General features: G+C 59.2%; 12 protein-coding genes. 4 read left to right on the top strand and 8 right to left on the bottom strand.

Annotation, left to right across the window (positions count from 1 at the left end):
- The first annotated feature begins 405 nt into the window (after nt 1–405).
- Nucleotides 406–4032 carry an NACHT domain-containing protein gene (locus tag FOC84_RS26630; RefSeq protein ID WP_173147538.1) on the top strand — a complete coding sequence of 1209 codons (3627 nt, stop codon included), beginning with the start codon at nt 406–408 and terminating at the stop codon, nt 4030–4032.
- A 118-nt stretch (nt 4033–4150) separates the two neighbouring features.
- Here FOC84_RS26630 and FOC84_RS26625 read toward each other — a convergent pair whose 3' ends face one another.
- Nucleotides 4151–4405 carry a DUF2280 domain-containing protein gene (locus FOC84_RS26625; protein ID WP_173147536.1) on the bottom strand — a complete coding sequence of 85 codons (255 nt, stop codon included), beginning with the start codon at nt 4403–4405 and terminating at the stop codon, nt 4151–4153.
- Nucleotides 4406–4516: 111 nt separating this feature from the next.
- Between FOC84_RS26625 and FOC84_RS26620 the strand changes: the two genes are divergently transcribed.
- Entirely contained in the window at nt 4517–5182 is a 666-nt protein-coding gene (locus FOC84_RS26620; protein ID WP_173147534.1) for a hypothetical protein, read from the top strand.
- Between the two features lie 233 nt (nt 5183–5415).
- On the opposite strand, the gene FOC84_RS26615 is transcribed toward FOC84_RS26620, so the two are convergent.
- The 3 genes from FOC84_RS26615 to FOC84_RS26605 form a co-directional block, all read right to left on the bottom strand.
- Complete coding sequence (locus FOC84_RS26615) at nt 5416–5892, bottom strand: hypothetical protein (RefSeq protein ID WP_173147532.1); 477 nt, start codon at nt 5890–5892, stop codon at nt 5416–5418.
- Between the two features lie 129 nt (nt 5893–6021).
- Entirely contained in the window at nt 6022–6675 is a 654-nt protein-coding gene (locus tag FOC84_RS26610; RefSeq protein ID WP_173147530.1) for a hypothetical protein, read from the bottom strand.
- Between the two features lie 200 nt (nt 6676–6875).
- A complete protein-coding gene (locus FOC84_RS26605) occupies nt 6876–7961 on the bottom strand; it encodes a type I restriction endonuclease (RefSeq protein ID WP_173147528.1) in 1086 nt (361 codons plus the stop codon).
- A gap of 387 nt (nt 7962–8348) precedes the next feature.
- On the opposite strand from FOC84_RS26605, the gene FOC84_RS26600 reads away from it, so the two are divergent.
- Nucleotides 8349–8678: a YciI family protein gene (locus tag FOC84_RS26600; protein WP_173147526.1), complete on the top strand. Its 330-nt coding sequence runs from the start codon at nt 8349–8351 to the stop codon at nt 8676–8678.
- Nucleotides 8679–8760: 82 nt separating this feature from the next.
- Here FOC84_RS26600 and FOC84_RS26595 read toward each other — a convergent pair whose 3' ends face one another.
- The 3 genes from FOC84_RS26595 to FOC84_RS26585 form a co-directional block, all read right to left on the bottom strand.
- Entirely contained in the window at nt 8761–9561 is an 801-nt protein-coding gene (locus FOC84_RS26595) for a hypothetical protein (protein WP_173147524.1), read from the bottom strand.
- A gap of 98 nt (nt 9562–9659) precedes the next feature.
- Nucleotides 9660–10640: a Bug family tripartite tricarboxylate transporter substrate binding protein gene (locus tag FOC84_RS26590; RefSeq protein ID WP_173147522.1), complete on the bottom strand. Its 981-nt coding sequence runs from the start codon at nt 10638–10640 to the stop codon at nt 9660–9662.
- A gap of 113 nt (nt 10641–10753) precedes the next feature.
- Complete coding sequence (locus FOC84_RS26585; RefSeq protein ID WP_119451312.1) at nt 10754–11680, bottom strand: LysR family transcriptional regulator; 927 nt, start codon at nt 11678–11680, stop codon at nt 10754–10756.
- Between the two features lie 92 nt (nt 11681–11772).
- On the opposite strand from FOC84_RS26585, the gene FOC84_RS26580 reads away from it, so the two are divergent.
- A complete protein-coding gene (locus FOC84_RS26580) occupies nt 11773–14040 on the top strand; it encodes a DUF3604 domain-containing protein (protein ID WP_173147520.1) in 2268 nt (755 codons plus the stop codon).
- 12 nt (nt 14041–14052) lie between these two features.
- On the opposite strand, the gene FOC84_RS26575 is transcribed toward FOC84_RS26580, so the two are convergent.
- Nucleotides 14053–15024, bottom strand: a complete 972-nt coding sequence (locus FOC84_RS26575) for a LysR family transcriptional regulator (RefSeq protein ID WP_173150418.1) — start codon at nt 15022–15024, stop codon at nt 14053–14055.
- Nucleotides 15025–15146: the final 122 nt, after the last annotated feature.

The following is a 15146-nucleotide window of genomic DNA, read 5'->3' as shown; positions in this document are numbered from 1 at the left end:
ACCGCAAGAACATATGTTTGGCTTGTGCTCCTGCCATTATCAAGAAGGCACAAGAGCATCTGGAAAGAATTTCTAGCCAGCTTCCGTAACTTTCTGGGGAAATAGTTCAGAAGTCCTACGTAGACGCCGTATTCAAACCTGTCACTCAAGCGGACCGCAGAAGCTGGTCCGCTTCTTGTTTTTTTAAACGTCTGCTTAACTCGCCACCAGTGGCTGCAATTGGCCGGGAGCCATCTATGACGACAGACCGCTTCCGACCCCAAGCGGATACTGGCAAAATGAGCCCGTCCCTCTTCGTAGCTCTGTTCTGGTTCGCGGATGTATCGGTGCGTCCTTATGCGACCGTACGGAGAGAACCTAACATAAGCAACGGAAACTCTGCCGGTTCAGTCCGAGCCCAACTGCTTGCCAAAATTCCATCAAATGGCCATTCTGAGAACCGACATCGAAAGAGCTCTTAATGAGCTTTCCTCCCAAGAGGAGGGCATGCGTTTTCAGGGACTTGCGGTCGTACTAGGCAAGAAGCGGTGGCCCGAACTTATCGCCCGCCAGCGCAAGAAGGATTTTGGCCTTGATGCCTACGCGCCCGCGAGCCTGACGCCGGAGAAAATCGGCAAGGGACTGGCTGCTTCGATCACACCAACGCTAAAGAAGATTTCTGACGACACGGAGACCGCCAAAGCGCACTTTCCTGATCTAGGGGCGCTCATCTTCGTGACATCCGCCAAGATTGGCAACGCCGATCGAAAGCGATGGGAAGAGGCAATTTATAACGACTACGGCGTCGAACTTCACGTTATCGAGCGCGAAGAAATTATCACGCTGATGATGATGCCAGAGAACGCCTCGCTTCGTGCAAGCTTCCTCCGCCTAGATCTCGACGTTGAACCGCAGATCGCAGATCTCATCGACAGAATAAGGCGCGCGGTCCAAGTTGTCGCGCGCACCTGGGCCGGCAAGACCAAAGGACATCCGCTCATTGAACTCACGGCGAATCGGCTTGCGCCGGACGGCGCAGAGTCTGCCGACGTTCTGTCGCTTGAACAGATCGATCAAGCGCTGTCGCAGAGCGGCCGTATTGTTCTCGAAGGGCCAGCCGGCCGCGGAAAAACCACAACGCTGATACAGCTCGCACAACGTACACGGGCCGCCGGCATACCGTTCATCGTCGAACTTCCGGCGTGGACGTCATCGCAGAGAGGAATACTCGAATACATTACCGGCATGCCGGCGTTTCAGGCCGAGCGTGTTACGCCCGCCGACCTCGCGCGAGTGCAGCAGGCCGAACCTTTCCTGTTCTTGTTGAACGGCTGGAATGAGATCCCGGATGCGAAGTCCGAGCAGGCGAACAATGCACTCCGAGAAATCGAGCGGGATTTCCCGAGTGCGGGCATCATCGTCGCAACCCGCACACACCACTTAACCCCGCCGCTTCCCGGCGCATTGCGTCTGCGGTTGTTGCGCCTTCGACGCGAACAGCGGGCAGCTTACCTTGCAGCCCGTCTTGGCGCGAAAGGCGCTGACCTCTGTACCCACATTGATACCGACCCGTCCCTCGACGAGCTGACTCGCACGCCGTTCATCCTCTCGGAAGTCGCTTCGCTATTCGAAGCCGAGGCTACAATCCCTTCCACGAAAATCGGCGTCCTATCCCAGGTTCTCCGTCTGCAAGAACAACGAGATGAACACAAAAACGCCCTGCAGACAGGACCAATCTTCGGTCGGCAAACGGATTATCTGAAGGCCCTTGCAACTCAGATGACCCGCAGCGGAGCAGTAACGTCGTCCGAGGCTGAAGCCCGTGCCGTTTCTGCCCTCGTTGCACGAGAGCTTCTGAGCCGTGGGCAGATCGAGCCGGTGGGGCCGCCAGCAGTCCTCGCGACGCTGACGGCGCACCACGTACTTGAGCGCGTCGACTACCCGCAAACGGCGTTTCTGTTCGAGCATCAACAGCTTCAAGAATACTACGCGGCACTCGATGTCCGCGCGCAGCTTCTCGACCTGCAGGATGACGACCATGAGGCGACCACCCGCTTTACCGCTGACTACGTCAACGATCCAGCATGGGCTGAACCGCTGCGCATGATCGCCGAGACGTTTGCCGAGCAGACCGGTGACGGCGAAACCGACAGGAGAAATACCAGCGCCGGTGGGAAGCTGGTGGCGATGGCGCTACCCGTAGACCTGGTGTTCGCCGGCGAGCTCGCAAGGCTTTGTGGCACAGAAGTCTGGAGTGCAGTTCGCACGACCGTCGGCGAGCGCATCCGCGCGGTCTACGCAATCCGCGACGGCAGTTTTCGTCAGTATGCCGTCGCTGCCATGCTCGCCACTGGCGCGGCCGACTTCGGCGACATCCTCGTGCCACTTCTGTCAGGCCAAGACCGGCAAACTCGACTAAGCACGTACCGGCTCTGGCCGGATATCCAGGTCTCGTCGCTTGGACCGAACTGGCGCGAGCAAGTACACGGCTGGAGCGAGGAGGCGCGTGCGGATTTTGTAGCCGAACTGCTGCATCATCGTGCCGACGGCGAGGTCGCGGCCTTCGCAGCGGAGGACGACAGTACCGAGGTGAAGAACGCGGCGGTCTCCGGCCTCATGTGGACTAGGTCTGACAATGCGCTGGTCCCCATCCTCGATTCGATGGATGCACAAGCATTTGAGGAGGTCGCACGCCGGAACGCCGACCAATTTCCAGCGGTGCTCAGACCCAAGACCCTCGCCACAATACGCCATTTCATCGAGATCTCCAGCAACCATCCCGCGCGCCTACAAGCCGCGCTCAAGCTTATCGAAATCGGCGAGACTGGCCTGGACGAGGTCATCAAAGATGCAATGGCGGCGCTGTCCGGCGACGACGTGCGCAATCAGGGCTCGCATCATATCGAGCCGGCGCTCGAATATCTGCGCCGAGTCGATCCTGCCTGGGTGAGTGAGTGGGTGGCGAACCGGGTTGCCGAAGGCAACCTCTATGAGCACGAGTATTGGTTGTCGTTTGCAACCGCCATTCCAGACGGCCTCGTCGAGAAATGCCTACGACGTATCGAAACCGAAGACCTCAAGAACGAGCATTTCGGAGGCATAGTTTCCATCATTGCTACTCGCGCGGACGCTAATCTTGCGGCGCGCGTGTTTGCGACACTGCGCGAATTGCGAGGTGCGGAGAGTGCGGAGCCTAACGTGCGACACGAACTCGAGTGGCAGAAAATGCGCCAGCTGGAAGCCGTGTTCCGCGCCCTTCCCGACGACGTCGCAGTGGCTGGCATTCTATCCTCCATCACCAGCGGAGATCCGCTCGATATCAAGGTTTCAACCGGCCTTCTAAGCAGAGTCGCCAGGCCTGACGTGGAGCCGCTGCGCATCGCCGATGAGGGACTGAAGGCGGACATTCGCGCCTACCTGAAAAGTAGCGTCGATATCGTCCTGGCACAGGATGATTTCGGCGGCCAGGAGAAAGCGAACCTGGCCTCATCAATAGCGCAAGTCGGAACATCCGAAGATATGACAGACTTGGTGAAGCTTACCCGCTCCGACGTAGAGAGAATGCGTCGCGGGCGCGCTGCGCGCGCGGCCGGCGACCGTGGGCCTCTCGGCAATGGCGGCACCATGAGCTACGCCAGTTGGCACATCGCTGCGGTCATGTACCTGGACCTACCGGAACACAATCGGCACCTACTCTCGCAAGTAATGGCCCGGCTCGGTACGCCCGAAGCCTTCGCCCTAAATCTGAACCTGATTGATGACGCTAAGCCATCACCAGTACCGCAGGGCGTTTGGGTTCAACTCGAAGCGGCATTCGTCGAACGGCGACCCGAAGGACAAAGTCCCAACGTCTTCACACAACATGCACGAACGTCAAACGAACTGCGAGTCTTGCTGTTCAAAATGGCGCTTGGCGACGAGAGACGACAGCAGTCTGCTTTCATGCTTCTCGGTCAACTCGAGGAATGGCGCTTGGAGTATGGCAGACCGATGGGTGAACCGCGTCACCCTGATCTTGCATCAGGCCAGCCTTGGCCGCCCGAGGTATCTTGACTTTTTTCCAAATCCCAAGCCATAGGCGATAAACGGGATCAGTCTCAGTTGTCGAAGGGCATCGTCTAGCCGCGAATAGCCATCTGATGTGATGGATGGCCGCTTTGGTAAAAAGGTGTCAGACTGCAATTTCGCCACCTAGGAACTGCGGAATTGTAGTCTGACACCCTTTTCTACGCGTGGTTTCGAACAGGTCCGCCCACTTCTTCGCCAGCTTCTGGCCGGCCACCTTGGTCGGGTCGTATTGCGCGACCAGCATGCGGGGCCCAGCCCAAATTCGTCCTTGACAGTCTCTGCGACCTGACTTGGGGGTATCCCAGCAGGCCAGGGCCTGGATAATGTAGCGCTTGTGCGCGCCCGTGAGCTTTGCCATGCGCAATAATCCGTACCTTCCACCGTTAATCAGGAAAATTCCGTGTCCGAGCTTCGGCGGTTCATAAGTACCTCTAATGCTTCATTTCAGGAACATCTTCAGCATCCCCAAATGCAAGAACTATTCAAAATGGCAGAGCAATACTGCGAGACTATGGTTCCCGTCCTTGCACTTGATATTGATGGGAATCCCGCACCGCAGCTACTAATTCAAGTTTCGACTACGACCTTTATGTGCGCGTTCCACCTAGCTTTTAGCGGCCACACGGCAGCGGTCCACGCGACGACACGTGCGGCGCTCGAAGCCGCGCTGTTCGGATATGTGGTCTCCAGGGGCGATGAGCATTTCGACCGCTGGACAAATCCGCCGAGAGATTTCAAAAAAAAGGTCCACGCGTCAGAGGCGTTCAGGCTTCTTGAGAAAGAAGGGATTGAAGAGCACCGCGAGTTGAAGGCCTCCTACGAAGATTTGATCGCTCGCGGCGCACATCCAAACCGGCTCGCCGTTGCACGCCATACGCGATCAACCCCCAACGAGGGAGGCGAAGAACTGGAGTTCACCGCGATTTACCCACCTTCCAAAAATTCTCTCGTACACATTGCGCACGTGATAGGGACTGCAGCGATGAGCATGGTTGTCGGCGGCGCGACGCTCACAGGTAGCCGGGAACGGCTATTCCGCGAAGGCCGGAGCTTGTACAAGCGTCTCCTCACCTTTCTGGAGGCGAATGCCGCCCCATCATCTCCACTTCCAGCAGGCGCAACGAGCAGCAATTGAGCTCACAACTGTGCGAACAATCGGCGTTGGCTCAATAGCAGTAGGCCCACACAATTTCCGGCCGGGCCACTATTGCGCAGCGCCCGCTGCCTTGACAGGCCATTCAACATCGGCAGAGGGCCCGCCCCCTCCTCCCACCCCAAGATACAAGGTGTCAGACTACAATTTGGCTAGCTAAATTGCGGCCTGACTCCTTTACTAATACTTAATGAGATTTTTGCCGAATACCCTCACTATCTATTTTTTCCCTCTTCGATCCTGCGGCGCTCAGCATTAAGCTGTTCCTTCATACTTGAAAGAAAAACACCCCAAACAACAAGACCGTAAAACCAAAACGGCGCAATCAATTTCAATTGATCAAATAGCTCTGAACAGAATATTCCAAACAATGCGAATGCAATAAGAACAACCGACGTTAGCTGTATTACCGGAAAGTCGACATGGATATGGACCATGGTAAGAACGGCGTAGCCGACAACTCCAAAGAACGATGCCCATACAGACTTGAGCACGAAGATTGCTATCAATCTTCGAAGCTCGGCCTCGGGCGGTAGGCCCTCTCCCAGGCCAAACCAAATTGAGTCGCTCCACGAAATCGCGGCACCAGTCTGGAGAAAATAAGCAACGCAAAGCATCGGCAATGCAAGTAATGCACTGACACCTTTAATGCTTGATATATCTGCGATCTTGGGTGCAACAACTTCGACCACGAAGATTCCTTAAAATTGGTAGCGTGCGAAATTAAAATATCAGATCACACGAAAAATAGTGTCAGACTGCAATTCTGCTTCCGAAACTGCAGCACCCCTCTCAGTTTGACGGAAGACCTTCAAAAAATATTACAGCCCCAGAACATCCCGCGCCAGCACCTCCGTGCAAGCGTCCCCCGCCTTGGCCAAATATTCCTTTAACAACCCCGCCCCGTTCGCCAGCAACTGATCCTTCGTCGGCGGGTTCTTGTCATCCCCCTGCCCCCCGGCGCAGGCCGATTCCGCCACCACGGTCTTTGTCGCCGCGTCAATCAGCCGCAACCTCGCCGTATAACTAACGCGGTAGTGTGCCCAATCCGTCGGGTAGTAATTGAACATCCATGTCAGCGTCTTCACGTCCAAAACAAAATCGCCACCTTGACTGGCGGCGACGACGGTCGCTACATCATCCTTAGCTGCCACGGCAGACGCCTGCACGGCCGTCGTGTTCTTCAAGCTAGCCAACTTGTTTTGCAATCCGGCAGAGATAGCAATCGCAGGATCTTCAATGCCGTTTTCTTTCACGATGGCATTGCCTTCCGTGACCATCGCACCGGCGCCAAGCATCGCGAACGCCGCCTTGCCAGCGGTAAAGGCCGTGAAGTCCGGTTGCCCGTAGCGTGCGGACACGATGGATTTGCCTTCCAGCTTGCTCAGAGAATCTTGGGAAATGGGTGCATGCTTGACGGTCGTGCAAGCACCAAGCGTGAGGACAACTACTGCGGCGATACTGATACGGGACATCAAAGTCTCTTTATGAATTATGGGGTTGTAGGATAAAAATCTCTCTCGGCGGCGGTTGCGCGTGTCGTTCCGAGTTCCAACCGACGATGCGGATTGAGAAAAAAGGTAGGAAGAAAAGGTGCCAGGCTAAATTCGTGAGCTAGTTTCTCGTCTAAAGCCCTTAATCTAGATACGCGATAAAAACGGCTCAGCGCCCCTCTTCAAGCTGCCACATCCGTCCCATAGGAGCCCACAGTTTTTCTAAGCGCGTCGGAGAGATTGTAAATTTCGTCGATAGACGAGATGGGATGCCGAGTCTCATTTTTGTTCTCGTCGAATATTCCCACGTATTTCTGCGCACGATTGAAGTGCAGACGACAAATGGGCTTCCTGTTGTTGTCATCCAAAAGTATGCCCATATAGCTTTGCGTGTCTCGCTGAACGACGCGCTTGACATCGACTACGGCTCGGACAATTGCTTTAACCACGTGGTAGCCCTCGATTTCCTCAAGCGTCGTAGTAATGGAGTCGTCTGGTCCATCTCCGATCTCTTCAGCTTCCGGCGTATCTGCCACTACCGATGCAACGGCGTTGCTATTCATGGCTGATTTGAGTCGCTCGTTGATTTGATCATTCAAAAACTGACCAAGTGCACGTTTCGTCAATGAGGAAAATTGATCTCGAACTCGTTGTGTGATCACACCCTCATAGACCCGCGAAGCGAACAGCTTGACGAAATCCTCTTCAGGGGCAACGAATTGATTGGCGACAATCTTCTTGATCTGACTTAGATACTTAAGCTCCCCGGCAGCACTGATGACCGATTCCAGGTCAAACGCGCCTTTCGTCAGCTTCTTCAGTTCGGGGACGATATAGTCATCGATATCGAGTAGATCAAGCTCCAGAAATGGCTTCTGGTCCATCTTGTTGGGCGCATCGAGATCGGTAAAGAACTGATAAACCTGACCATTGGTAAGAATGGAGACTCTCGCGGTCGTGACATGGAAGTAGCGGAACAGCTGAGAGGCGTGATTTATGTTCAGCGGATCACCGAACTTCTTGCACTCAATCAAGATCTGGATTTGTGAATTCTGAAGAATCGCGTAATCGACCTTCTCACCCTTCTTGGTGCCAACGTCGGCAATGAACTCGGGCGTTACCTCATTGGGATCGAAGACGTCGTATCCCAATATGTTGTGAATGAACGGCATCACAAACGCATTCTTCGTCGCCTCTTCGGTCTTGATTCCGGGGCCTTGTTGACGAATTTTTTCGGAAAGGCCTCTGAGTTTTTCCATCAACTCCATGCTCTGCTCCAATTTGCGTACGAGCTATCGCTCGCGTTGGTTCACAATCTCGAGAAAGTATCTAAGCGCCCAGTAAAAGTGATCGCGAACAAACCAGTTCGTGACAAATATCTACAGATATTACCCGAACTTTACTTTAGGGGCAGAGCGAGGACGGAGCGCTGGAGCAACACAAAAAGATAGGCCAACCAGAACAAGCAGCGTCTTGTGCCGCCAACACCGCTCAAGCTGTAGTGCGGCTAGTAAGTCTCCAAGACCTGAGGATCCGTCGCCAAGTGAGAAATCATGCTCGGGCTGGTGCCTAAAGGCCCATCCCATGCTTTACCATTTTCCGTTTATTGGAATTGCAGGCAGCCCCGAATCTCATCCTCGCTAAGGAGACGATCCATGCCAAAGTTTGTGACGATCGGATATGGCGACCAAGAGGGTTACGATCGCACCCCACAGGCCATCCGAAATGCAGCGCATGCGCACGACGCAAAACTGCAGAACGACGGTGTACTGATGGGCATTGCAGGCAAGTCAGTGCAAGTGCGCAACCACGAGGCCGCTCGGGTCGAAACAACAAACGGCCCATTCATGAAATCGCCCTTACCAGTGGCCGGCTTCGCCATCATCGAAGCCGTCGACATGGCCGAAGCTATAGCAATGGTGTCGCAAACGCCCTGCGCCGTCGCGCACGGGGTCGTTGAGGTGTGGCAGCTGGAACAACCTTAGCGGCGCCTCTCATTCAAATCGTAGGTTTATGTCTCGCAAGAACAAGGGAATAACAGCCCAGCGCCTATCCCCTACCCCGCATTCACAAATGCCGATGGCTGCAAACCATAGCCTGCCCGGTCATCCCCTTGATCAGCCTAGCCAGCCCCCTCGCGCTGCCGTCATCCAGCCATTCCGTCCGAATCATCCGAAACCCCATCGCCAAGCTGTACCGCCAATCCAACTCCAGTATCCGGAAATCGCGCCCATTCTCCGCACAATGCCACTGCGCCGCCGGATCCTCATAAGCCGCTCCAATAAAATCAACATGCGAGTCGAACGGCGGCATGGATTCCAGCAGTTCATCTGACCCCGGCAAGCTAGGCTCGGACAGATTCTCCCCCACCGCCACATGCGGCTCAGGGCCGTCATAGGCCAGCAGCATCAACGGAAAATTCTTTGGGTCAGCATCATAAGAAGCCCGCGTATCGTCAGTCAGATAGGCACGAGCCGCCGGACCCAAGCAGTACTGCGGGCTATTCCAGTCGCTGCTCTCGTTATCCGCATACCGATCCCCCGGCGTAATACCGTGCTCAGCCAGCAACGCCACGGCCTCTTCCATTGTGTCGTTATGGCGTATCGGTATCTCCGCCGGCAGATACCCTGCCCCCACGTACATGGCGATCACGTCACCCGTCGTACGCAGGCCTTCTTGATACTGGTACGACCCTTCATTCAAGCTCGCCAAATCGAAGCTCAGGTTCAACAGCGCGCGATACGGAACGCCGTCGCCGCGCGGTTCCATCACATATCCACCTTCCAGCAGTTTGATTTCCAGCGCGCGCCAATCAGGCGGCGGCAAATGCATGTCGCGGGGGCACAGAAACTGGTGGTGTTCGGACATGGGCGGGACTCACTCTGCTGAGGTGGCTGGGGCCGGCGAATTGTAAGCTGGCGCCCCGCGCATTTCCCCAGGCAGAGGAATCAGGCCAATGCAAACACCTAATCCACTTTCGCCCCCGACCTCTGCACCAACGGCACCCATTTGGCGATATCCGCCTGGATAAATGCAGCCAGTCCGCTGGGCGGCCCGTCGTGGAAGATTTCATACCCCAAGCCCTGCAACCGCTGGCGCTGTTCAGCGCTGTCCATGACTTTGCGCGCCGCGGCGTTGAGTTTCACCACGACGTCCGGCGGCGTACCGGCGGGGGCCATCAGGCCGAGGTCGACGGTGATCACGTAGCCCGACACGCCCTCTTCCATCATGGTCGGCACGTCTGGCAACAAGGGGGATCGCGCCTCGCCTGTGACCGCCAGGGCGCGCAGCTTGCCTTCCTTGACCAGGCCGGACACGCTGGGCGTGTTGTAGAACGCGAAGGCGACCTCATGCGCCATGACGGCGGCCACGCCTTGCGGGGCGCCACGGTAGGGAATGTGCGCGGCCTGGGTGCCGGTGATCGACAGCAGCAGTTCGGCCGAGAGGTGGTGCGTGGTGCCGTTGCCCCCGGACGAGTACATCAGTTTGCCGGGTTGGGCTTTCAAGGCCGTGACCAGTTCGGGCACGGAGCGGTACGGGCTGTCGGATGGCACGACCAGCACATTGGAGCCGCCGGCCAGATAGGCGACCGGCACGAAGTCCTTGGTCGGATCGTAGGACAGCTTCGAGAACAGCCCCAGGTTGATGGCCCAGGTATTGTTGGAGCCCAGCACCAGCGTATAGCCGTCGGGCGAGGCCTTGGCTACGTAGCTCATGGCGATCTGGCCGCCGCCGCCGGGCTTGTTCTCGACGACGACCGTTTGCCCCAGTTGCTGGCTAAGGCCGGGCTGGATGGACCGCGCCAGGATATCGGCCGTGCTGCCCGCCGCAAGGGGCACGACCAGCGTGATAGGGCGATCCGGAAACGGCGCCGCCTCGGCTGATGTCGCGACAAGCGACGCACAGGCCAGTACGGCCCCCAGTAGAACCCCTTGTAGTGTTTTCATGATGCCTCCGCGCTGGCGCGAGCAATGGAAACCATGCGGGCTTGCATGATGCCAAGCAGCGTATCGGAGGAGGCAAACCCGAAAAATAGGCGGGGTGCTATAGCGTCATGCCATCACGGCATGGCGGCGTCGCGGCGCAGGCGTTGGGAGACCGAGCGGACCACGGCGACGAAGGCCTGCGCCGCGGGAGACAAGGGGTAGTTGGCCAGGCGCGCGATGGAGATCGGCCATTCCAGCGCCGGGTTGCGCAAGGCGATGCCTTTGATGCCGGCGGGCATCTGCCCGCGCGCGATCTGCGGCAGCATGGCCACGCCCATGCCGGCCTGTATCAGGCCGATGGCCGTGGACAGCAGGACGACGCGCTGTTCGACGCGCGGATAGATATTCGCGGCGATCAAGCGGCGGCTGATGTTGAGCCAGGCGGGCGCTTCGGGATTCAGCTGGATGCAGGGCAATTCGGCCAGCACCTTGGCGTCGACCTCGTCCAGCCTGGCCAGGGGATGATCCATGCGCGCGAAGAGCGCGACGCCGCTGTCCGAAAGCTGTTCCACCATGATGCGGGAGTCGTCGTCTTGCATGACCGCGCCCAGGCCGACATCGGCCTCGTGCGAGAGCAGGCGCGTGCGGATCTGCTGCACCATGCAATCGACCACGATCAGGTCCAGTTGGGGGTGGCGCTGGCGGAACTCCATCAGGATGTGCGGCAACAAGGTGGCCGCGCTGACATGGCCCACGGCGACCATGACTTTGCCGCGCTTCAGGTCGGAGTGTTCGCGGCATTCCTGGATCGAACTGTCGATGGCCAGGATGGCGCGCCGCGCCGCGTCGACCATGGCCTGGCCGTCGCGCGTCAAGGAGACCTCGCGGCCGCGCACCACCAGCGGCTGGCCGACTTCGGCCTCCAATCGGCGGATCAAGTGGCTGACTGACGGTTGCGACAGGCCCAGGCGTTCGCCGGCGGCCGTGAAGCTGGCGGTTTCACCGATAGCGACCAGCGCGCGCAGTTGGCGCAGGGAGACGGATTCGATCGGCTCGGTCATGTAGCGACGTCATGATGGAATAGTTTGCATACTATAGCTATATGGATGTGCGGTCCCTAAGATGGGATTTCCCTAACCCGCCTGGAACCGCAATGCCCCACTCTTCCTACGCCGCCGACCGCATGGGATCGGCCATCGTCGAACCTACCGGCCGCTTCGAAGCGGGCAGCTTCGCGTCGTTCACGCTGACGTACACCGCGGGCTATTTCGGCATCGACGACACCGGATCGATCAAGATCGTGCACCGCTTCGCCAGCGACATGGGCAAGCCGCAGTTCGATCAGCCGGACGGCTGGAACTACACCACGGTCGAGGCTTCCAACGGCGCGGTGTTGCAGGTCGAGTACGACGGCAAGCGCAACATCCGGCCCTGGGACAAGACGCTATTCATCCGGGTGGTGCGCGGCTACCTGGAGGAAGGCGATCGCATCGTGGTGCGCTTTGGCGATACGCGGCAGGGCTCACCGGGCATGCGGGTGCAGACGTTCAGCGAGCCTACGTTCGAATTCAAGGTGCTGGTGGACGCCTTCGCCACCTACAACTACACCGAGCTCCAACACTCGCCCACCATCGCCGTGGTGGCCGGGCCGCCGGTCGCCTACAAGGCGATCCTGCCCAGCCAGGTGGTGGCGGGCGACCCCTTCACCCTGGGTTTCAAGGGCGAAGACAAATGGGGAAACCCCAGCGATCAGGTATCCGGCGAGTTCACCCTGCGCAGCAGCCTGCCGCTACGCGGCCTGCCCGCCACGTTCTCGATGCGCGAGGGCGAGCTCTCGTCGCGGCTTGAAGGATTGGTGGCCGAAGCGCCTGGCGAGCTGCGCATCGAGGTGCTGCGCGACGGCCTGCCCGTGGCGCAAAGCACGCCCTGCCGCGTCGTCGCGGCCGGCGGCGGAACACGCGGGCACTACTGGGCCGACCTGCACGGGCAGTCCGAGGAAACCATAGGCACCAATTCCGCCGAGGACCTGATCCTGTTCGCGCGGGACCGCGCCTTTCTGGACGTCATGAGCCACCAGGGCAATGACTTCCAGATCACCACGCCATTCTGGGAACAGTTGAATAAGCTGACCGCGCAATACAACCAGGATGGATCGTTCATCATCTTCCCCGGCTATGAATGGTCGGGCAACACCGGCCTGGGCGGCGACCGCAACGTGCTGTACCTGAAGGAAGACCGCCCCATCCATCGGTCCTCGCACGCGCTGATCGACGACCTGTCGGACCTGGCGCTGGACGCCAACGATGCCGATGCGCTGTTTGACGCGCTGAAAGACGAGGATGTGGTGGTGTTCGCGCACATCGGCGGCCGCTACGCCGACATTACGCGGTCCCATGACGCGCGCTTGGAGCGCTCCATCGAGATCCACTCCGACTGGGGCACCTTCGAATGGCTGTTGGAAGATGCCTTCCGGCTGGGCTACCGCGTGGGCATCCTGGCCAATAGCGACGGACACAAGGGCCGGCACGGCGCCAGCCATCCTGGCGCGTCGATGTTTGGCGCGTATGGCGGCCTGAGCTGTCTGATTGCCGACCAGCTGACCCGCCAGTCGATCGCCGAGTGCCTGCGCCAGCGCCGCCACTACGCCACCACCGGATGCCGCGCCTACCTGGACGTGCAAGCGCATTTCGATAGTCCGGCGCAGCGCTATTCCGATGATCCCAAGCTGGGCGCCCCGGTCACGCGCGAGTCCGTCACGCAGGCCGATATGGGCGCCATCCTGTCGTACGACGGCGACTCGCTGGAGCTGTCCTTCGAGGTCCTGACCCATGGCGCCATCGAGCGCGTGGAAGTCCGCAACCGCATGGACGTGGTGCAGACGCTGTACCCCTACGGCGAGGCCTCGCTCGGCAGCCGGATCCGCATCGTCTGGGAAGGATCCGAGTATCGCGGCCGTGGCCGCCAGACGGTCTGGGACGGCAGCGCGACCCTGGAGGGCAACACCTTCGTCGATCCGCTGCCCATCAATTTCTGGAACCTGGACAAGACCTTGGCGCAACCTCGCCCTGACCTGCTGAGCTGGCGCTCGCTGACCACCGGCGGCTACAGCGGCATCGACGTGCGGCTGAGCGATCCGCGCGCCGGCGTGCTGAAAATAGACACGCCGGTAGTGCGCACCGAGATCCCCGTCGACCAGATCGGACTGGAGCCGGTAGTCGTCGAAAACGGCGGCATTCGGCGCCGGCTCCAGGTCTATCGCCTGCCAGACGAGAATCCGGTACAGCGGATGCAGGCCCGGGTGCGCGTGCCGCTGCACACAGACTCCGACAATGCGGTGTACCTGCGCATCACCACCGAGGACGGCTTCTTCATCTATTCCAGCCCGATCTACGTGGAGCGGACCGGGGCCGGGCCGAAATAAGGCGGCCGGCCGCTAGGCGCCGGCGGCATCGATCAATTCCGCCGAGGACTCCCGCAAGCACTCGGCGAACAGCTGCGTGGTGGATGTCGTGGTGTCTTCGCGCCAGTACAGGATAGCTTCTCCCAAGGGGCCCAGCGGCGGCAGCGGCAGCATCCGCATCGTTCCGCGCTGTACGTAGCGGCGCGCGAGCGACAGCGGCAGGATCGAGACGTATCCCCCGTCGCGCAGCAAGGACAGGTTCAGCGCCAAGGAACTGGACTCGATGGTCGGGCGCAGCAGGGTCACGCCATGTTCGGCCAGGATCTCGACCATGGTCGCAAAAGCGGGCGAACCCTGCATCGGCGTGATCCAGCGCACGTCCTGCAGGTCGGCCCAGGCCACGGGGATGTCGGGGCCGCGCAATGGGTGGCGCGTACCCACCACGAACACGAACGGCTCGTGATGCAATGACTCGTGGCGCATCACCGGCAGATTCCCGGTCACGCGGTTGCGGCCCAAGGCCAGGTCGAGATTGCCCTCGTCCATCATCTTGAGCAGGCGATCGAGCGTGGCTTCCACGAATGAGAACGAGGCATTCGGCGCGCGCCGCGTGAACAGTTCGACGGCGTGCGCGATCAGGGGTTGGGGAATCGTCACCACGGCGCCGAATCTGACGTGGCCCGCCGTGCCAGCGGCCAGCGCCTTGACGTCGCGCCGCGCCAGTTCGATCTGGCGCAGGATCTCGCGCCCGCGTTCGACCAGCACGCGCCCTATGCGCGTCAATTCAATGGCGTTGCCTACGCGGCGCACGACCGGCGTGGCCAGCGCCTCCTCGATCTCCGCGATCTGCTTGGAGATGGCAGGCTGCGTGACGTGGAACGCCGCGGCCACCCGCGTCACCTGACGCAACTCGCCCAGCGCCACCAGGATGCGCAAATGCCCGAGCTTCAGGCCGCTGCGGAAGAAACGTTCTATCGAATTGTCGGACGGCGTGCTGGCGGACATGGAGTGCATGGAAAGGCGAGGGTATCGGTCGCCATCGCGTAGTGGCGTAAGTCGCCAATCATAACCAAATGGTAATGCCGAATGCGCAAAGTGTGATTTGCCGCCGGGTCCGGGCAGCCCGT

This window comes from Achromobacter pestifer, from assembly GCF_013267355.1.
Lineage (GTDB): Bacteria > Pseudomonadota > Gammaproteobacteria > Burkholderiales > Burkholderiaceae_B > Achromobacter > Achromobacter pestifer_A.
The sequence above is the reverse complement of the archived record's forward strand: the minus strand, read 5'-3'. Positions and strand labels throughout refer to the sequence as shown.

Bases quoted from the DNA above. Each gene is read 5' to 3' on its own strand.
- FOC84_RS26625 (WP_173147536.1), bottom strand. From the start codon at position 4,405: ATGGCAAAGCTCACGGGCGCGCACAAGCGCTACATTATCCAGGCCCTG.
- FOC84_RS26620 (WP_173147534.1), top strand. From the start codon at position 4,517: ATGCAAGAACTATTCAAAATGGCAGAGCAATACTGCGAGACTATGGTT.
- FOC84_RS26590 (WP_173147522.1), bottom strand. From the start codon at position 10,640: ATGAAAACACTACAAGGGGTTCTACTGGGGGCCGTACTGGCCTGTGCG.
- FOC84_RS26585 (WP_119451312.1), bottom strand. From the start codon at position 11,680: ATGACCGAGCCGATCGAATCCGTCTCCCTGCGCCAACTGCGCGCGCTG.
- FOC84_RS26605 (WP_173147528.1), bottom strand. From the start codon at position 7,961: ATGGAGTTGATGGAAAAACTCAGAGGCCTTTCCGAAAAAATTCGTCAA.
- FOC84_RS26610 (WP_173147530.1), bottom strand. From the start codon at position 6,675: ATGTCCCGTATCAGTATCGCCGCAGTAGTTGTCCTCACGCTTGGTGCT.
- FOC84_RS26580 (WP_173147520.1), top strand. From the start codon at position 11,773: ATGCCCCACTCTTCCTACGCCGCCGACCGCATGGGATCGGCCATCGTC.
- FOC84_RS26600 (WP_173147526.1), top strand. From the start codon at position 8,349: ATGCCAAAGTTTGTGACGATCGGATATGGCGACCAAGAGGGTTACGAT.
- FOC84_RS26575 (WP_173150418.1), bottom strand. From the start codon at position 15,024: ATGTCCGCCAGCACGCCGTCCGACAATTCGATAGAACGTTTCTTCCGC.
- FOC84_RS26595 (WP_173147524.1), bottom strand. From the start codon at position 9,561: ATGTCCGAACACCACCAGTTTCTGTGCCCCCGCGACATGCATTTGCCG.